This is a genomic window from Pelorhabdus sp. sgz311001, from assembly GCF_055901755.1.
The window spans coordinates 37,032-57,234 of the sequence record NZ_JBVXUT010000008.1 but is presented as its reverse complement, the minus strand read 5'-3'; the positions used below and the strand labels follow the sequence as shown (position 1 = coordinate 57,234).

Genomic DNA, 20,203 nt, shown 5'->3' with positions numbered 1-20,203 from the left:
CAAAAAACTTGCCTTTATATCTTTTCCACGACAGCGGCAATTCCCTGCCCGCCGCCAATACAAAGCGTTGCTAATCCGATTTTCGCCTCACGCTGTTGCAGCGAGTGAATCAGCGATACCAGAATTCGAGCGCCGCTCGCGCCAATAGGATGACCTAATGCAATGGCGCCGCCATTTACATTGACTTTAGCCGCATCAAAACCAAGTTCATTACCCACAGCTAAAAACTGTGCTGCAAACGCTTCGTTGGCTTCGATCAAATCAATATCTTTTACGGAAATTCCCGCTTTCTTCAAGGCCTTTTGTGTCGCTGGAACAGGTCCGATTCCCATAATGGCCGGATCGACGCCAGCTGAGCCGTAGCCAGTAAGTTTCACTAATGGTGTCAAACCCAGTTCACGGCATTTTTCGCCACTCATCACTACAAGTGCGGCCGCTCCATCATTAATACCCGATGCATTTGCCGCTGTTACCGTACCATCTTTCTTGAAGGCCGGTTTTAATTTTGCTACAGATTCGGCTGTCGTACCGGCTTTCGGATATTCATCCGTATCAAAAATAGTATCACCGCGCCGCGAATGAATCACTACAGGCACAATCTCTGTTTTGAACGCCCCTGTTTCAATCGCCTTAATAGCTTTTTGCTGTGACTCAGCCGCTAATTTATCTTGCATTTCACGGGTAATACCAAATTTTTCTGCCACATTCTCGGCAGTGATTCCCATATGATAGTCGTTGAAGGCGCACCAAAGTCCATCTTGAATCATGCTATCAATGACTTTCTGATGACCCATACGATAGCCCCAGCGAGCTTCTCTTCCTAATAGATACGGCGCATTCGACATGCTTTCCATACCGCCTGCCACAATAACATCAGCATCACCAGCTAAAATTGCCTGTGCTGCTAAAGTAACGGTTTTCAAACCGCTGCCGCAAACTTTATTCACTGTATAGGCTGGCGTTTCTTGCGGGATGCCTGCTTTAACTGACGCCTGGCGCGCTGGATTTTGACCAAGACCTGCCTGTAAAACATTCCCCATAATGACTTCATCAACTAGATCCGCTGTAATTTTCGCCCGCTCCAGCGCCGCTTTAATAACAATCTCACCTAGTTCCACAGCAGATAAAGAGGCTAATGACCCGTTAAAATTTCCAATAGGCGTACGAACTGCACTTACAATAACAACTTCTTTCAATTGACTCACCATCCTAATTTTTTGTTTTATTTGAGAATTTTTTCACATTATCCCGTTGGGAAGAGCTATAAATTTGTTTCTTTAAAGATACTTTGTTATTTTTTTCACTTATTTGTCTAAGAAAAAATAGCTGTCTACGGTCATACCCCCGTTTTTCAAACTAAGTGGTCATACCAGCAATCCAGCTTACAGCCCCATTATACTCAAAATCTATGATGCTGTCTATAATTTTCCGAAAATTTTTCGTGAAAAATATCACTAAAATAACCTGTTGCAATTCTTTACACTTTTCAGATCATAAATCGGATCAATGAAATGATAATGTATATATATTTTACGAAACTCCAACTCGTGACTATAATCAAAGCATAACAAATCACTCAAATTTAAGGAGGCCGATGATTATGTCAATCATTGCATTTCTCAATTCCCTGCATATGCCTGAACTCACGGTGAGCCAAGACATCATAGACAATAAAATTAACGCTTATCAAGCGAAACTGAAAGCTATGGGTTTTGAAACAACAACGGAAGCTGAAGCAACTTTCACGAATCTCGTCTTAACAAAAACCCTACGGGCCAAGAAAAATCATCTTCTTGTCTGCCTGCGTCTTGATCAAACAGGCTACGAAGACTTGTCCATTTCCTTAGAAAGAGCCGCCTTTACCTATCGCCTGCCTAACTTCTACAAGAATGCCGACGCTTTCTTTGCGGCACTCGAGGATCTTGACCATCTTGAAGCAACAGCAGCTTAATTGCTGCCATGAATGTAGCGAGCCTCCGCCTGATACCAGGGCGGAGGCTCTTGTCATGTTAGTGCGGGAAAAGAAAGATCCCGGTGATGGCAATCACATTCCCAATGATAAAGAGCAGCATAGAGAAACCAATGAGATCACGGATACTAATATTGGCAATTGCCAAAAGCGGTAACGCCCAGAAGGGACAAACGACATTCCAGATGCTCTCGCCCCAGGCCACGCCCATAGCCACTTTCCAAGGCTCAACGCCTAACTGCGCTGCAGCCGGTAGCATAAAGGGGGCTTGCACTACCCAGTGCCCGCCTGCTGACGGAACAAAAATACTAATAATGAGCGAGGAAAAATAGCAATACATTTGAAAGGTCTCCGGCGTAGCTAACTTAAGCAGCCAATCAGAGATAACAAAGACAAGTCCGCTACCTTTCATGATTCCCATAATTCCAGCATAGAAAGGGAACTGCAGGATAATGCCGCCCGCTGTAGCCGCCCCTTTGCTCATGGCCCGAGAATATTCTAACAGCGAGCCGTGCGCCAATACCCCCAGCGTGATAAAGAGGAAAATCAAGATATTCACATTTAGGTTAAAACCATTTTTCACAAAATATCCGCCCAGAAAGACAACACCCATGAGCCCCAGGGAATATTTAAGCAGTGAACTTTCATCAAGCCGATCAGCAAGCTGTTTTTCTTTCGGTGTTGCCAAAACAGCGGCCGATTCGTCCTCTAAAAGACTTGGATCGGCCAAAACGCGTTCTTCTTCTTTGGGCATCATTAATACACAAATTAGTGGAATTACAATGGCCAAAGCAATCGTGATAAATAAAGCCTGTGGATGAAAAATCGTCTGAGTCAAAGGTACAAGGCCGATTTCTTTTTCTAAGAAGTGACCTTTTGTATTAATTAGCAGCGGCACCGAGGCGGAGAGTCCGCCATGAGTGATAATAATCCCCGAAAAGGCCGCTGTCACCATCAGGCGAAAATCGACCTTAGGATGCTGTTTTGCCGCCGCCCGCGCCAACAGTCCGCCAGCAATTAGTCCAAGGCCCCAGTTAAACCAGTACAGCACCATCGAAGAAATGCCAATAAATAAGATCGTCTGTTTTGGCGTTTTTGGTATTTTTACAATCGATTCTAAGAATCGTCTGACCACATTAGCGGCGGCCAAAGCATAGCCTGTTACGAGTACCATAGTCATCTGCATAGCAAAAGCTAAGATATCGAAAAAACCCTGGCCCCAGTAATTAATAATATCAATTGGCGTCTTATGAGTAATAAAAATCGCCATAGCACAAACAACGAGCGTAATTCCCCAAGCGATAGTGAACGGATCAGGCAAATATTTCTGCATCAAATTGACGAAAAACATTAAGATTCGATTAATCATCGCCACACTCTCATTTCATCCGTATTTTGTCGTTTGCCTCGTTTCGCAAACATCGATTATTTATCTACATAATATTTAGCGGCTTTTAGCTGATGAATCAACTTTTTCAAGAAAACTTCCCGTTTTTCCGCTAAAGTTTCTGGCGGATATTTGAAAAACCCTTCGCCAGATTTCGCGCCAAGCTTGCCTTCTGCTACCTTTTCTTTTAGCAGCGGATTCGCCGCGGTCGAAGCATCCATCACTTTGAGCAGATTATCGCCAACAGTACACCAAATATCAAGGCCGCCAAAGTCAGCAACTTCGAGCTGCCCTGTTGTAGCATAACGGAAAGCGGGACCGAATTTCAACGCTTTATCAACATCTTCCGGTGCGGCGATCCCCTGTTCAATAATGGAGAAAACTTCTCTCGCCACACCTTGCTGAATTCGGTTCGCCACAAGACCAGGCACATCTTTTAGTACCTTGACAGTCTGCTTTTCAATTGCCGCAAATAAGGCTTCGACTTCTTGGTAAATCGACTCAGGCATATTGCCGAAAAAAGACATTTCTACAATCGGCATAATATGGCCAGGATTATACCAGTGATTTATGAGCATTCTTTCCCGCCGCGCTGGCGATACTTTTTCCATCATATCAGCGAGCTTTAGACTTGATGTATTGCTTGCTAAAATTGTATGACTGGGGCAAAGCTGATCAAGCAATGCAAAGAGATCTTGTTTTAACGCGATAATTTCCGGCACTGCTTCAATGACATAATCACGGTCTTTCACCGCTTCTTGCAAATCAGTTTGCAAAGAAATCAGTTTCAAAGCTTGCTCAGCAACACTTGCGTCAATATATTCTTCCGCTACAAGCAGTTGTAATTCCGCAGCAATTTCTTCTTTAGCGGCCTTGAGTCGTACTGCATCTGTATCATATAAGTTAACAGGAAAACCGTGCATAGCAAAGGCTTCGGCAATCCCATGCCCCATCGTGCCTGAACCAAGAACAGCAATTTTTTCAATCATGAAGACATCTCCCTTTAGCGATTTTTCAGTTGTAAAATTTCTCTTGCTTCATCAGGCGTTGCTACGGCTTTATTGGCCTCTTTAATTAAGCGAGCTGCTCTTGCTACAAACTGCGCATTCGATTCAGCCAGTTGGTTTTTTGCATAATAAACATTATCTTCCATGCCCACACGGATGTGACCGCCCAAAGCAAGCGTAGCATATAAAATGGGCAAATGGCCTTTGCCGATTCCCAAGGCAGACCAGGTAGCATCAGCCGGAAGCAAGCTCTTCAAATAGACGAGATTTTCTACGGTAGCCGCCGTACCGCCATCGGCTCCCAAAACAAATTGATAATGGGCCGGCGAAGCCAGTACGCCTTTCTTCATATAGTAGAAGGAGTTATAAAGCATGCCTGCATCGAAAATTTCAATTTCCGGCTTTACTTGATTTTCTAGCATAACTTTGCCAAGTTTTTCCAGAAAGGCTGGCGGATTTAAAAATAAGCCGCTATGCATCCAGTTCATTGATCCCGCATCATAAGATGCCATAGGCGGTTTAAGTTCTATAATATGTTCCATCCGCGTTTCTTCTGTTGCGAAAAGATCGCCGGAAGTTGTCAAATTCAAGACAATATCGCATTTCTCCCGAATCCGCTCTACTGTTTCTCTAAATTTTTCCTTATTCATCGTACCGCGGCCTTCGTCATCACGCATATGCAAGTGAGCAATCGCGGCGCCAGCCTGCCAACAAGCGTAAACATCATCAGCAATTTCTTTTGGCGTCAAAGGAATATTAGGGTTATGCTGTTTCGTCGGAAAAGCGCCTGTCGTCGCCACAGTAATAATAACTTTTTCCATATCAATCACCTCATACTCAAATTTACCCATATTTATTGCAAGTTAAATGCCAAAAGAAACCCTTGATAAATCAAGGCTTTTCCCGCTCTTTTCCCTCTATGTCGATGAAAAAAATCATCAGTGCAACTTATATTTTCAGAAAAAACTATATTTTCTAACCATTTAGTCACTGATGAAAAACGCCATCACTGCGATGCAATTCGTCATCAATTATGCTGAGCTTACTACTGATAGCGAATTCATTACACAAAAAGGCTGTGTCCAGAAATGAACACAGCCGCTGTTACGCTAAGGTAATGCCTAGTTTTTTCGCTTTTTTTACAATAGTGGATTGGTCAATTCCTAAAATTTTTGCCGCTTTCCGCGTACTACCGTATTTTTGGAGCGCCCGCTCAATTGTGCGCTTTTCTATGGCGGCAACTACTTCTTTTAAGCCTATTTCCCCAACTTCCCCGGCCAGAAATTCATCATCAAGGTGAAGCAACCGACCAATCTGCTCTACCGGGACTGTCGATCCGTGGCTGGAAATAATAATGAGTCGCTCTAAAATATTTTGCAGCTCTCTGATATTCCCCGGCCAATTGTATTCCTTTAGTAGCGCAAATCCCGCCTGATCAATCCCAATTTCTTTATTATATTTTACTTTATAGGTATCTAGAAAATGTTGTACTAATAGAGAAATATCACTTTGCCGCAACCGTAGCGGCGGCACTTCAATGGGGAACACATTCAGGCGATAGTAGAGGTCTTCTCGAAATTTCCCTTGCTTTACCAAATCTCTTAGGTCACAATTTGTCGCCGCAATAAGCCGCATATCAAGTAGGACAGGCTTCGTGGCGCCAATCCGCGTCACTTCGCGATGCTGAATCACTCTTAGCAGCTTCGATTGCAGTCCTAGGGGCATATCGCCAATTTCATCAAGCAGCAGCGTCCCCTGATTGGCTAGCTCAAACATGCCCAGTTTTCCCGTTGTTGCCGCACCAGTAAAGGCGCCTTTTTCATAGCCAAACAGCTCTGCTTCCAGTAAATTCGGCGGTATGGCCGCACAGTTAACTTTGATAAAAGGTCCGTCGCAGCGTTTGCTGTTCCGATAAATTTCATTGGCGACGACTTCTTTGCCTACGCCAGTTTCACCAGTTATGAGAACAGTAACTTCTAGCCCAGCCACTTGCTCAATGGCCTGGGCAACATCCTGCATAGCCCGACTTTGGCCAATTAGGTTCTTATTGAGCGCCCGACTCCGTAAGTGCTCAATTTCCTGCTTGCCTTTCTCCTTATCTTCTTCAACGGCCTTGATTTTTTGCTTTGACGACTCCAAGTCCGCCTTCATGGCCCATAAGTCAGTAATTTCCCGATCTACCACAACGACCTTGGCAACATCGCCTGCTTCATTAAATATGGGACTGCCGGTAATCAACATTTTCCTGCCGTTTCGCAAGCTTTCTCCCATCGAGTTGACGCGTTTCTTCTGCCGAATTACTTCAGGCGTCACAGCATTGCTGTACAGACCGTCGCGCAAAATTTCTTCCACGGATCGGCCAAGGATCTCATCCGGATGAATTCCTGTAATCCGCGTATAAGCCTTATTAATATAAAGTGTTTTGCCCGTCCCATCGGCAACATAAACGCCGTCATACAAGTGATCGCCAATTTCACGAAAATCGAGCGACAAAGCCAGTTTTAGCTCTTCTGCTATTGCCGTAAGCTCCTGTAGCGCCGCTGCCTTCCAGTCATCATCAAGCTGCTGCGCCTCAGCAGCTTGAAGTCTTGCCTGTAAGCGCTCCACCGAATCGTTCTTGCCTTCTCCCACGCTTTACACCGCCTTACCTTATCGCATGCTTTATGACCATAAGTCTTCTATATCCGGCTTTACCCATCACAAGGGCTTTCTAATTTGATAAATTGTGCGATAAACCCAAAAAGCATTACATAGAAGCAGCGCTGCTGTTATATAAAATACATAATGAATCCCAAAGATGGCGGCAATTTGCCCGCCGCCAATCGAGCCTAACACCACACCGGAATGCTGCGCCGATTGGTTATAACCAAAAATACGCCCAGCCACTTTATCTGGCGTCGTCTGCCGGATAAGCGTATTAATGGATGGCAGCAATCCAGCTACGGCAAGACCGACTAAAAAGCGCAAAACACCAAGTTCCATCGGGCTTTCCACAAAAGCCTGCGGAATAAAGAGCAGTCCCGCTGCAAAGAGCGCCGCCAATAAAACTCGCTGCGGCCCCAACCGATCAGACAACTTACCAAGTACCGGCGCCGCCAATACGCTAGCCAAACCGGAAGCGGCAAAAACAGCCCCGGCCACAATCGCAATATGCTCCGAGCTTTCCGAAATATGTTTAATATACACTGTCAAAATCGGCTGCACGGACATTAAAGCAAATTGAATCATTAAGGTTGTTACGAATAAACAGATCGTCGTTTTCGGCTGTGTCAAGGAAGACCAGATTTCGCCGCTCTTTAAGACTTGTTTCGTAATGGTTTTCTTCTCCTCCGCCACAAAGATGGCGCAAGCGAGAAAAGCAACAAAACAAAAACCGCCAATGACAAAGAACGTTTCTCGAAAGCCAATAACTTCCGTTAAATAGCCGCCAAATACAGGTCCCAGCAGCGTACCGCCGACCTGGCCGCTAAAGAGCATGCCTAAAGCCCAGCCTGACCGTTCCTTCGGCGTCTGCGTCGCAATCAGCGTAATAACGGCAGGTTGAAACCCCGATAAAGCCCCTTGCAGCAACCGTAGCCCCATAAGCTGATAGACCGATTGCGCAAATCCCATAGCTGCCATAATAATGGACAACCATAAACTAGCGCGTAAAATCATCGTTTTGCGGCCATAACGATCAGAAAACTTCCCCCATATCGGCGAAAAGATCGCCAGTGACACGAAATTACAGCCAAAAACAATACCGGACCAGCGGGAAATCTCCGCGGGGTCATGGATGCCCATATGCTCAATATATAAAGGAAGCATCGGCGCCATCTGACTCATACCTACCGATACGACAAAAACAGCAAACCAGCAAACTAATAAATTTCTCCGCCACGTCTCCATAAAACACCTTCATTTTGAGTTTTACTCTACTCCATACTTTTTACTTTATTTTCTATTCTTCCATCATACCACAGAATAAAGACAGCGGCGAATTGTTCATACTTTTCCTAAAATTATGGATAAAAATACATAATACTTGCTTACATATTCACTATTTCTTACAGTAAAAAGAGGATTTTATCCGTTTATGTGGAACATTAACAGCCGGGGTTGTTACAAATATCTTTTTATATAATTAAATAGAAGTGAAGTTGTTATATTTTGTTCTTTTAAAAAGCAACAACGAACTTCTGTTCACAATCCTGAGTTCTTATGTTTTTTCATGGTTTTATTATTTTGTATGATGAAAGGCAGGCCAAGCAGATGGGAAACACAGGTTTACCGCCCAAACAGGGACTTTATAATCCAGCGTATGAACATGACGCCTGCGGTATTGGCGTCGTGGCAAACATTAAAGGTAAAAAATCAAATGAAATTCTTCATCAGGCTCTGACGGTTCTACTCAACATGGAACACCGTGGCGGAGCAGGTGCTGATACAAACTCCGGCGATGGCGCTGGCGTCTTATTGCAAATTCCCCATAAACTCTTCAAACATGAATGTACTTTTCTCAATATTGACTTGCCGCCTGCTGGTAAGTATGGCGTCGGCATGGTCTTTTTACCGCAGGAAAAAGAACTACAGAAACAATGCGAAGAAAAACTAGGGAAAATCATTGCTGAGCAAGGTCAAAAACTCCTTGGTTGGCGTACGGTCCCCTGCGATACCTCCATGATTGGCGAAACAGCTAAAGCGGCGCAACCAACAATTCGTCAGGTTTTTATTGCGCCTGATGATCTTACGCTCCGCCGCCTTGCCCAAGATGAAAAAGCTTTTGAACGCAAACTCTACGTCATCCGCAAGCGAGCCGAAAATGAAATACGCTACGGCCTTGCCGGCTGCGAGCTTTTCTACTTCTCCAGCTTATCGGCTGCGACAATCGTCTATAAAGGCATGCTCACACCGAAGCAGCTTGATGAATTTTTCATTGACTTGCAACATCCCATGGTCGAAACAGCTGTTGCCATGGTCCACTCCCGCTTCAGCACCAATACTTTCCCGAGCTGGGAAAGAGCCCATCCCTACCGCTACATTATGCATAACGGCGAAATCAATACGCGCCGCGGCAATTTGAACTGGATGCACGCCAGACAAGCATTATGCGAATCGCCCTTATTTGGCAGTGACATGAAAAAACTGCTGCCAGTCATTGATGCGTCAGGCAGCGATTCCGGCATGTTCGACAACTGTCTTGAATTTTTGACTATGGCTGGCCGCTCACTCCCCCATGCTGCCATGATGATGGTACCAGAACCTTGGTCGAATCACGAAAGCATGAGCGATGAGAAAAAAGCCTTTTTCGAATATCATAGCTGCATGATGGAACCTTGGGATGGCCCTGCCGCCGTAGCCTTTACGGACGGTAAAATCATCGGTGCGATCTTAGACCGTAATGGTCTGCGCCCAGCCCGCTATTATGTAACAAAAGATGATACGATCGTTCTAGCCTCGGAAGTAGGCGTCGTAAATATCGCGCCAGAAAACATCGCCGTCAAAGAACGGCTCCGTCCTGGCAAGATGCTGCTTGTCGATATGGAAGCAGGCCGCATCGTTTCTGACGAAGAAATTAAAAACCGCGTCGTCAACGCCTTCCCTTACCAACAATGGCTTGACGAAAATATCCTGTCTTTGAGCGAATTGCCAGCAGCGCCAACACCGCCGACGCTGGAATTGCCGCTCACGAAAGCGCAACAAGCCTTCGGCTATACTTTCGAAGAGCTGACTAAGCTCTTCCGCCCGATGGCCAAAGACGGCGCTGACCCCATCGGCGCCATGGGTATGGACAGCCCCTTAGCCGTATTATCGGATAAACCGCAGCTCTTCTACAATTATTTCAAACAGCTCTTTGCGCAAGTAACCAACCCGCCGATTGATGGTCTCCGTGAAGCCATCGTTACTTCCACAGGCACAGCAATTGGGCCAGAACGAAACCTCATTGATCCTCAGCCGGAAAGCTGCCGTCAAATCCGCGTTGATACGCCTATTTTGACCAATGATGAACTGGCAAAACTGCGCCACATTAAGGAGAAAGGCTTTGAAGCTGTAACTCTCCCGATGGTCTATCCACTAGCCGAAGGCGGCGAAGGTCTGGCCAAAGCCTTAGAAAATCTTTGCGCTTTGTCTGATGAATATATTGCCCAAGGAAAAAATCTACTCATTTTATCGGACCGCTCCGTTGATGAAAAATTAGCGCCGATCCCGGCACTTTTGGCAACAGCCTGCCTGCAGCGTCACATGGTTCTTCAGGAAACACGCCTTAAGGCAAGTCTCTTAGTGGAAACAGGCGAACCGCGGGAAGTTCACCACTTTGCCTTGCTGCTTGGCTATGGCGCTGCTGGAATTAACCCGTATCTCGCTTTTGATACCATTAAAAACCTGGTAGAAAACCATTTTATTACTGACATTACCGTGGAAAAAGCCATTTACAACTACACCAAAGGCATCACGAAAGGCATTGTTAAAGTCTTATCGAAAATGGGGATTTCCACCATCGCCAGTTACCAGGGTGCGCAAATTTTTGAAGCCATCGGCGTAAGTCAAGAGATTATTGATAAATATTTTACTGATACGCCGGCCTGTATGGAAGGGATTGGCTTAGCTGAAATTGCGACTGAAACAAAGCTGCGCCATAGTCGCGCCTTTACGACGCAAGCTGGCCGCGACGAAACACTTGACAGCGGCTCCACGTATCAATGGCGTTCCGGCGGCGAAGAACATCTTTACAATCCTGAAACAATTACGACACTGCAACAGGCCTGCCAAAAAGGCGACTATGAGTTATTTAAACAATATACTTCCTTGATTGATCAGCACCACTCCAGTTTGACGCTGCGTGGTTTGCTACAGTTTAAAAAAGCCAAGAAAGGCCTATCACTCGACGAAGTCGAATCAGTGGAATCAATTTGTCATCGCTTTAAAACAGGCGCCATGAGCTATGGCTCCTTAAGTCAGGAAGCCCACGAATGCCTCGCGATTGCCATGAACCGTATTGGCGGTAAAAGCAATACAGGCGAAGGCGGCGAAAATCCCGAACGGTTTATCCCGCTCGCCAATGGCGATAGCCGCTCCAGTGCGATCAAGCAGATTGCCTCTGGTCGTTTCGGCGTAACAAGCCATTATCTTGCCCATGCTGATGAAATTCAGATCAAAATGGCTCAAGGCGCTAAACCAGGCGAAGGCGGTCAGCTGCCAGGCAAAAAAGTCTATCCTTGGGTCGCTGAAGTTCGCGGCACAACGGCAGGCGTTGGTCTTATTTCTCCGCCGCCCCATCACGATATCTATTCCATTGAAGATCTGGCGGAACTGATTCACGACTTGAAAAATGCCAATCCGAAGGCGCGCATCAACGTAAAACTTGTCGCTGAAGCTGGCGTTGGCACAATTGCTGCCGGGGTAGCCAAAGCAAGAGCCGATGTCATTTTAATCAGCGGCTATGACGGCGGTACCGGCGCATCACCGCGAACCAGCATTCGTCATACCGGGCTTCCCTGGGAAGTAGGTCTCGCCGAAACGCATCAGACACTGCTGTTAAATAATCTGCGCGATCGCGTCACTGTAGAAACAGATGGCAAACTCATGACAGGCCGCGATGTAGCCATTGCCGCTCTATTAGGCGCCGAAGAATTTGGCTTCGCCACGGCTCCGCTTGTCGTAATGGGCTGTGTCATGATGCGGGTCTGCAACCTTGACACTTGCCCGGTCGGTGTCGCCACACAAAATCCTAAACTGCGGCAAAACTTTGCTGGCAAACCAGAGCATGTAGTGAACTTCATGCACTTTATTGCTAGTCAGCTTAGAGAAATTATGGCTGAGCTCGGCATTAAAACAGTCAATGAGCTAATTGGCCGAACCGATCTCTTAGAGCAAAAAAGCGACATTACCCATTGGAAGGCAAAATCAGTCGATATCTCAGCACTCATGTATCAGCCGCAAACAGCCGCTACGATGACAGCCTATTGCTCCAAGAAACAGGATCACAACTTGGAAAAAGCTATGGATAATCGATTGCTGCGCTCGCTTTGCGCCCCAGCAATCGACCATAAGGAAAAAGTATCAGTAAGTCTTCCCATAAAAAATACAGACCGCGTAGTCGGCACGATCCTCGGTCACGAAATCACCTCACGCTACGGCGCGGAAGGGCTGCCGGAAGATACTTTATATCTCAAATTTACCGGCTCGGCCGGACAAAGCTTCGGCGCCTTTATTCCCCGGGGAATGACACTGGCTTTAGAAGGCGACTCGAACGACCATGTCGGCAAAGGTCTCTCTGGCGGTAAAATCATTGTATATCCGCCGAAAGAAACGTCTTACGCCGCCGAACACAATATCATTATTGGCAATGTGGCCTTTTATGGCGCGACCTCCGGCGAAGCCTACGTTCGCGGCGTAGCTGGCGAACGGTTCTGTGTCAGAAACAGCGGCGCCAATGTCGTTGTCGAAGGCGTTGGCGAACACGGCTGCGAGTACATGACAGGCGGCCGCGTAATTATCCTCGGAAAAACGGGACGCAACTTTGCCGCAGGCATGTCAGGCGGTATTGCCTATGTTTACGATCCGGAAAACCAATTTGCCATTTCAGCCAACCTAGAAATGGTCACATTAGAAAAACTAGAACAAAACGACGAAGTGACCTTTGTAAAAACGATGCTCGAAAATCACTATGCCTACACCAAGAGCGAAGTGGCCCAGCGACTGCTCACCAACTGGTATCAATCGCAACGCTATTTTATCCGCGTAATTCCGAAGGACTACAAACGGGCTCTTGCTGGAGTGCAGCAGCATCTTGCGAAGGGTCTATCGAAAGAAGCTGCTATTATGCGGGCTTTTGAAGAAAATAGCCGGGAAGCCTCCCGCGTAGGCGGCAACTAAGAAACTCCCGCCAGAAAGGATGAAATCAATATGGGAAAACCAACAGGTTTTATGGATTATCAAGCGGCTTTACCGGCAGACCGCCAACCGCAGGAACGAATTAAAGACTGGCAGGAGTTTCACTTGACCCTGCCAGAAGAAGAATTGCAAACACAGGCTAGCCGCTGTATGGAATGCGGCACGCCCTTTTGCCATACAGGTCTAATGATCAGCGGCATGGTATCAGGTTGTCCGCTCCATAACTTAATGCCAGAATGGAATGACCTTGTGTATCACGGCTTGTGGCAAGAAGCTTACAGTCGCCTTGCGAAAACAAATAACTTTCCTGAGTTCACTGGCCGGGTTTGCCCAGCCCCTTGCGAAGGCGCCTGTACCGCTGGTCTCGCCGCTACGCCTGTAACAATAAAGAACCTAGAGTGCGCCATTATTGACCGAGCCTTTGGCAATCAATGGATTCAACCGCAACTGCCAACCACGCGTACCGGCAAAAAAGCGGCTGTTATCGGTTCAGGCCCGGCAGGACTGGCCTGCGCCGCTCAGCTTAATAAAGCGGGTCACCTTGTTACCGTTTTCGAACGGGCTGACCGCCCTGGCGGCCTCCTAATGTATGGCATTCCTAATATGAAACTCAACAAAGACTTAGTATTACGCCGGGTCGAACTCATGAAAGAAGAAGGCATTGAGTTCGTCTTAAATACCGAAATCGGCAAGGATATTCCCGCCGATCAGCTTTTAAAAGACTTTGACGCCGTCGTGCTTTGCGCCGGCTCTACTACCCCCCGTGATTTAAAAATTGAAGGCCGTGATTTAGCAGGCATTCATTTTGCGGTTGATTTCCTCACAGCGAATACGAAGAGTCTGCTCGATTCCAAGCTCCAAGACGGCGCCTATATATCGGCGACAGGCGCTGATGTCGTAATTATCGGCGGCGGCGATACCGGCACAGACTGTGTGGGCACCTCCGTTCGTCATGGCTGTCGCACCGTAACCCAGCTAGAAATCATGCCACAGCTCCCGCTAACAAGGACGAACGACAATCCTTGGCCGCAATTTCCCCGCGTTCACAAAATTGATTACGGTCAGGAAGAAGCGGCAGCCCGCTTTGGCGCTGATCCTCGCCGCTATTGCACAACGACGAAAAAATTCGTCGGCGACCGCGAAGGGCGCGTCAAAGAAGTGCACACCGTGAAAGTCGAATGGAAGAAAAACGCAAACGGCCAATTTGTCTGCGAAGAAATTCCCGGAACAGAAAAAGTCCTGCCAGCCCAGCTCGTCCTACTGGCAATGGGCTTTACCGGACCAGAACAAACACTACTGCAGGGTTTGAAATTGGAACAAGATGGTCGCTCCAACGTCAAAGCGGAGTTCGGCCGCTTTACCACCAATATTCCTGGTGTCTTTGCCGCTGGTGATATGCGCCGCGGCCAGAGTCTTGTCGTCTGGGCAATCCAGGAAGGACGAAGCGCTGCCAGAGAGTGCGATAAATTCCTCATGGGCGCAACACAGCTGCCTTAAAAGTCAGAAACCTTGCGTTGACAGTCCTTCGCAAGATACGTATACTGTTTCTATAGGCAACGGACAAACAATGCAATGCGAAAGCGAAGAAAGCCATTCTCTGGCTTTCTTTCTTTTCTATCCCCCCTGCCTATTAGGAGGTATTTTATGAATAAAGCAAGTTTTTTAGGAGAAGATCCTGTCTCCTCTCTTTTATGGAAATTCTCCCTGCCAGCTGTAACAGGGATGCTCGTCGGAGCTCTTTATAATGTCATTGATAGTATTTTTGTGGGCCGCGGCGTCAATGAGCTAGCCTTAACAGCGGTCACCGTAGCCTTTCCGATCATGACCATTCTCATGGCTGTAGGCATGCTTGTCGGCGTCGGCGCCGCTACCTTAGTCTCCCTATATTTAGGGCAGAAAAAACAAGATCTTGCCGAAAAAATACTTGGCAATGCCGTAACCATGATGATTTTCTTTGTCTTTATTACCACAAGCCTAGCCCTCTACTTTCTGGACCCCTTATTAATCAATGTGCTGGGAGTTACACCGGAAGTACTCCCTTACGCCCATGATTTCACCTCAGTCATTTTACTTGGCAGTGTCTTTTTTCATGTCGGCTTTGGCCTAAACAATGTGATCCGCGCCCAAGGCGACCCGCGTACCGCCCTGGCGACGCAAGTCATCGCCGCAATCATCAATGGAATTCTCAATTATATTTTTATCTTCCATTGGAATATGGGCATTAAAGGCTCTGCTTTTGCTACCATTTGCGCTCAAGCCTTTGCGGCAATCTGGGTCATGACCTATTTTATCCGCGGTAAAGGCTTACTTAAGCTTCATATGAGCGATCTAAAGATCAAGCAAAAACTCATGCTGAGCATTATGAAGCTCGGCCTGGCGCCTTTTTCCATGCAGCTTGGCGCTAGCGCTGTTATGGTTGTTCTCAATCTACAGATTCAGGCCTATGGCGGCGTTCTTGCCGTCGCAGCCTTTGGGATTGTGAACCGGATTCTCATGCTGGTCATGATGCCTGTAGCAGGTATCAGCCAAGGCAGTCAACCAATTATGGGCTATAATTATGGCGCTAAACAGTACGACCGCGTCTTAGAAACTCTCTCTAAAGCCATTTTGATTTCTACGCTGATCTGCCTCGCTGGCTTTGCCGTGGTAGAATGTTTTCCCGAAAAAATCATCGCCGTCTTTAATGAAGAGCCGCAGTTAATCGCCCTTGGCAGTACGGGCCTGCAAGTTTTTCTTTGTCTAATGCCGATTATCGGTTTTCAAATCATTGGGGCGAATTATTTTCAGGCGATTGGCAAAGCCTATTACTCCATTTTATTTAATACGCTGCGCCAAATCATTGTACTGATCCCCCTCGTATTCCTGTTCTCCCATCTTTGGGGTCTTACTGGGATCTGGGCTGCCGGACCCGTTTCCGATTTAGCGTCGGCCCTGGTAACCGCTTTTTGCCTTCGCAAAGATATTAAACGCTTAAAGAGCAAAATCGCCAAGCCAGCTATGTAAGAGAACGAGACAAGTAGCAATGCTTTTGCTATAATATGATTGAATCTTTTGCTGCCAGTAGCAGCTATCAGCCTTCCTATTACAAACTGGGAAGGCTTCTTTATAGACTTTTTAGCAGGAAGGAAGGCGAAGCTTATCTTCATTCACATCATTCTACTTGTCAGCCTTGCGGGAATGATCTACATCTATCCTTTTGACAGCTATTTTCGCTTCACCTCAAGTGTAGCCATCTTATCGTCTCTCCTGCTTTATTTTCGCCATTTGCCTGTATTAAGAATTACAACAATATGCGGCTTGGTTATTTTTCTCTTTCGCTCTGCCTCTCTCTACTGTTTCGGCGGTGAAGAACTTTGGTCCGTAATCCTCCACAACTTCCCCTCCTTTTTATATTATCTTACCTTCGGACTCTTATTTTCTTTATTAAAAATTCGCGATTACCTGGAAAATGTACCAGCCCTCTTGTTACTGCTAAGCATAACCGACATAGCCAGCAATTGCGTGGAACTGATTTCGCGTCAGGAGCTCTACGGTCGCAATGCGGAATCCATCCTAGCCAGTGTTATTGGCATTGCCATACTTCGAGCGATTATTGCCGTCTATGGCTACTATGCGTTTCGTAACTACCGCTCCTTTCTACTTGCCGAAGATCAGGCGATCCGCTACGCTGCTCTGACCCTGATGATTGCCAAACTAAAGTCAGAACTGTTTTTTCTGCAAAAATCCTCCCAAGATATTGAACTTGTCATGCAAAAAGGACATACTCTCTATAAGAAACTTTCCGCCAAAGACCCCGCATCGCTGACGGACCCCGCTTCCCCGGCAGCCCAAGCTCTGGCAATTGCCCGAGATATCCATGAAGTAAAAAAAGACTATTACCGAGTTACTCAAGGAATCGAAAGTATTTTAGAACATTCTCCTGGCGAACCGGGTATGAGCCTGTCAGAAATCTTTCAACTCATGGAGCAAAATACGAAACGCTTTGTATTAGCCTTGCCCAAAAAAATTCATATTACCTTTATTAACCACTATGATTTAATTACCGACAAACATTTTACTCTTGTATCCATTCTTGATAATCTAATCATGAACGCCATCGATGCCGTAGGTTCTGACGGCGTCATTATCATTACTGGCGACCGCCGCGGCGAAAGACTCATTCTTACCGTAAGCGATAATGGCCAGGGAATTAAAGCAAGCGATCTTGAGCTCATTTTCGCCCCAGGCTACTCCACTAAATTTTCGGAACAGACGGGACAGTTATCAACAGGTCTTGGCCTATCCCATGTTACTAATCTTACAGAACATCTTGGCGGCAGCATCAAAGTAGCTTCCGAACCGGGCAAAACACTATTCACCGTTCAGCTCCCCCTTGCCGCCCTAGCTCAGGCAAATGATCTAGAAAACATCTGACAACTGCAGACAAGACTTTCATAAAGGTGGTTTTCTCGATGCGTTTTATAATTGTTGATGATGATATGAGTTTACGGAAAATATTTTGCAATATTGTGGAAAAGTACAAGCTTGGAACAGTCATTGCCGAATATGGCGATGGTCTCGAAGCAGAAAAAGCCATTTTAGATTACTCGCCAGATCTAGCCTTAGTCGATTTATTATTGCCCGGGCAAGACGGTGTTCAGCTCATTCAAAACCTACGCAGCAAAGGAAGCAGCGCTTCTTTTATTATGATTTCCCAAAGCTCCAGCCAACCGATGATTACGCAAGCCTACCAAAGCGGCATTGACTTTTATATTCACAAACCGCTCAATGTGCTGGAAGTCGTATCAGTCATTCAAAAAGTGGAAGAAAGCCGCCGACTGCGTACCGTCATGTCATTGATTTCAGAAACAACCGCCAAATTCAATAAAGGCCCGGAAAAAAACCCGGAGCAAGATCAGGGCGACAAACGCTCACGTATCTACCGCATTTTTTCCGATCTGGGGATCCTTGGCGAAAGCGGCGCCGAAACGCTCTATCAGATGGTCTTGCTCATTTACGATCGCTTAGAGGCTGGCGACGGTCAAACCTATCAGCTTCATGAAATCTTCGAAAAACTTTCGCCACTCTTAGGGCAAGATGTAAAAACGCTGCAGCAGCGCGTTAGACGAACCATTGCAAAAGCCTTTCGCAATATTGCCAGTACCGGCATTGAAGATTACCACAATGATAAATTCCAGCTTTATAGCGGTACACTCTTCGAATTTAAGGAAGTACGTCAGGAAATGGCCTTCATTCAAGGCAAGAGTTCTTACCGCGGTAAACTAAATATCAAAAAATTCGCTGAAAGTCTACTGTTTCTCTCAAATGAATAATTATAAATAATTGGCTTAATCCTTTAATCCAACTCCCAGGTGTTTCACGAGAAACCTGGGAGTTTTTCTCTCATTTTGATAAAAATACAAAAAGACGGCTTTGTATTTTGTATACTGTTACTACGGCAAAAAACTTTCTGTATGTTTCTGTAGTTTGCTGTAGCAGTGTACTTACAATGAAATTGAAATTAGCGGCAAAGTAACCGAGTTTCCAGTAGATTTCTATAATTTTTTTTGCCGCTAAATTTATAAATATAACAGAAAAGAGGGATTTTATGAGCACGCAAGCTGCTGCGGGCAAACCGAAAAAAGGGATCGGTTTGACAACGCAAATCTTCATCGGACTTGTATTAGGTATTATTTTCGGCTATGCGTTCCCAGACTATGGAACACAATTAAAACCGGTTGGCGACATGTTCATTCGTATGATTAAAATGATCGTCGTGCCTCTCGTATTCAGTTCACTGATTATGGGTATTGCCGGAACAGGCGATTTTAAACAACTAGGCCGCCTTGGCGCCAAAGCAATTATCTGGTTTGAAATTGCTACCACCTTAGCCCTCTGTGTCGGTCTATTTGTAGTAAATGTATTCCAGCCTGGCGTTGGCGTCCAGGTAGCAGCAGGTGATACGGCTTCCGTAGCTGCCGCTGCCAAAAAATCCATCAGCATGATTGATATGATCGTCAATATTGTTCCGACTAATATTGTTGACGCTATGGCTCGCGGCGATATGCTGCAAATCATTTTCTTCTCTACCTTCTTCGGCGTAGCCGCTGCTGCTATGGGCAAAACAGGCGAACCTGTTGTAAAACTGGCAGTCAGTATTGCTGAAATCATGTTCAAATTCACTTGGTATGTTATGAAACTTGCTCCGATCGGCGTATTTGCTTTGATTTCCTTCACTGTCGGCAAATTCGGTCTTGGTATGTTGATTCCTTTGGCCAAACTGATCGGCTCACTCTACTTCGCTTTGGTGCTGTTCATCTTCTTGGTACTCTTAGGCGCTTCGCTAGTAATTCGTGTAAACTTCTTCCACTTGCTCCGCGCTATTAAAGAACCAATTTTGATCGCTTTCTCGACAGCTTCCAGCGAAGCGGCTCTGCCTTTAGCGATGGAAAAACTCGAAAAGTTCGGTATCCCCAAACACATTGTTACTTTCGTATTGCCTACAGGCTATACTTTTAACCTAGACGGATCGACGCTCTACAGCGCTCTCGCTGTTGTGTTTATCGCTCAGGTTTATGGTGTTCCTTTTGATCTGTCCCATCAGATCATTATGCTGATTACACTTATGCTTTCCACGAAAGGCATTGCCGCCGTACCGGGCGCTTCGCTAATCGTTATTGCCGGAACGGCCGCCGCTTTTGGTTTACCCGTAGAAGGCATTGGCATTATCCTTGGCGTAGACCGCATATTGGATATGGCTCGTACGGCTTGTAACCTCATCGGAAACTGTGTAGCAACAGTTGTCGTTGCTCGTTGGGAAAAAGAACTTCCCAATGATAAGTTGGAAATTGCCTACTCTCAGAGTTATGACGATTAATTAATCCTATACTGTAAACGACCATATAAAATACCCCTATTTATGATATGTTTTCATAAATAGGGGTATCTTTCTGTTAATAGGATCAAAAATCTAGTCAGGTTGGGGCG

At 46.1% G+C, this 20,203-nt stretch carries 13 protein-coding genes; 7 read left to right on the top strand and 6 right to left on the bottom strand.

From position 1 onward, the window contains the following. Window positions 1-14: 14 nt before the first annotated feature. Complete coding sequence (locus AC0MXB_RS17370; RefSeq protein ID WP_474040987.1) at window positions 15-1,196, bottom strand: acetyl-CoA C-acetyltransferase; 1,182 nt, start codon at window positions 1,194-1,196, stop codon at window positions 15-17. A 404-nt stretch (window positions 1,197-1,600) separates the two neighbouring features. On the opposite strand from AC0MXB_RS17370, the gene AC0MXB_RS17365 reads away from it, so the two are divergent. Beyond that, window positions 1,601-1,951 carry a hypothetical protein gene (locus tag AC0MXB_RS17365; RefSeq protein ID WP_474040986.1) on the top strand — a complete coding sequence of 117 codons (351 nt, stop codon included), beginning with the start codon at window positions 1,601-1,603 and terminating at the stop codon, window positions 1,949-1,951. Window positions 1,952-2,009: 58 nt separating this feature from the next. On the opposite strand, the gene AC0MXB_RS17360 is transcribed toward AC0MXB_RS17365, so the two are convergent. The 5 genes from AC0MXB_RS17360 to AC0MXB_RS17340 form a co-directional block, all read right to left on the bottom strand. Next, window positions 2,010-3,338, bottom strand: coding sequence for a short-chain fatty acid transporter (locus AC0MXB_RS17360; protein WP_474040985.1), 1,329 nt, complete (start codon window positions 3,336-3,338; stop codon window positions 2,010-2,012). A 56-nt stretch (window positions 3,339-3,394) separates the two neighbouring features. Beyond that, window positions 3,395-4,345 carry a 3-hydroxyacyl-CoA dehydrogenase family protein gene (locus AC0MXB_RS17355; protein WP_474040984.1) on the bottom strand — a complete coding sequence of 317 codons (951 nt, stop codon included), beginning with the start codon at window positions 4,343-4,345 and terminating at the stop codon, window positions 3,395-3,397. Between the two features lie 14 nt (window positions 4,346-4,359). Further along, entirely contained in the window at window positions 4,360-5,184 is an 825-nt protein-coding gene (locus AC0MXB_RS17350) for a beta-keto acid cleavage family enzyme (RefSeq protein ID WP_474040983.1), read from the bottom strand. A gap of 283 nt (window positions 5,185-5,467) precedes the next feature. Then, window positions 5,468-6,994 (bottom strand): sigma-54 interaction domain-containing protein, encoded by a 1,527-nt coding sequence (locus AC0MXB_RS17345; protein WP_474040982.1) that lies wholly within the window; start codon window positions 6,992-6,994, stop codon window positions 5,468-5,470. A 66-nt stretch (window positions 6,995-7,060) separates the two neighbouring features. Beyond that, complete coding sequence (locus tag AC0MXB_RS17340; RefSeq protein ID WP_474040981.1) at window positions 7,061-8,251, bottom strand: multidrug efflux MFS transporter; 1,191 nt, start codon at window positions 8,249-8,251, stop codon at window positions 7,061-7,063. 363 nt (window positions 8,252-8,614) lie between these two features. Between AC0MXB_RS17340 and gltB the strand changes: the two genes are divergently transcribed. The 6 genes from gltB to AC0MXB_RS17310 all read left to right on the top strand — a co-directional run bounded on the left by gltB (window position 8,615) and on the right by AC0MXB_RS17310 (window position 20,093). Then, window positions 8,615-13,219 (top strand): glutamate synthase large subunit, encoded by a 4,605-nt coding sequence (gltB, locus tag AC0MXB_RS17335; protein ID WP_474040980.1) that lies wholly within the window; start codon window positions 8,615-8,617, stop codon window positions 13,217-13,219. Window positions 13,220-13,249: 30 nt separating this feature from the next. Then, on the top strand, window positions 13,250-14,734 hold the full coding sequence (locus AC0MXB_RS17330; RefSeq protein WP_474040979.1) for a glutamate synthase subunit beta: 1,485 nt from the start codon (window positions 13,250-13,252) through the stop codon (window positions 14,732-14,734). 147 nt (window positions 14,735-14,881) lie between these two features. Further along, complete coding sequence (locus tag AC0MXB_RS17325; protein WP_474040978.1) at window positions 14,882-16,240, top strand: MATE family efflux transporter; 1,359 nt, start codon at window positions 14,882-14,884, stop codon at window positions 16,238-16,240. Between the two features lie 48 nt (window positions 16,241-16,288). Next, complete coding sequence (locus AC0MXB_RS17320) at window positions 16,289-17,650, top strand: ATP-binding protein (protein WP_474040977.1); 1,362 nt, start codon at window positions 16,289-16,291, stop codon at window positions 17,648-17,650. Window positions 17,651-17,688: 38 nt separating this feature from the next. After that, on the top strand, window positions 17,689-18,549 hold the full coding sequence (locus AC0MXB_RS17315; protein WP_474040976.1) for a response regulator: 861 nt from the start codon (window positions 17,689-17,691) through the stop codon (window positions 18,547-18,549). 275 nt (window positions 18,550-18,824) lie between these two features. Continuing rightward, window positions 18,825-20,093 (top strand): dicarboxylate/amino acid:cation symporter, encoded by a 1,269-nt coding sequence (locus AC0MXB_RS17310; RefSeq protein ID WP_474040975.1) that lies wholly within the window; start codon window positions 18,825-18,827, stop codon window positions 20,091-20,093. Window positions 20,094-20,203: the final 110 nt, after the last annotated feature.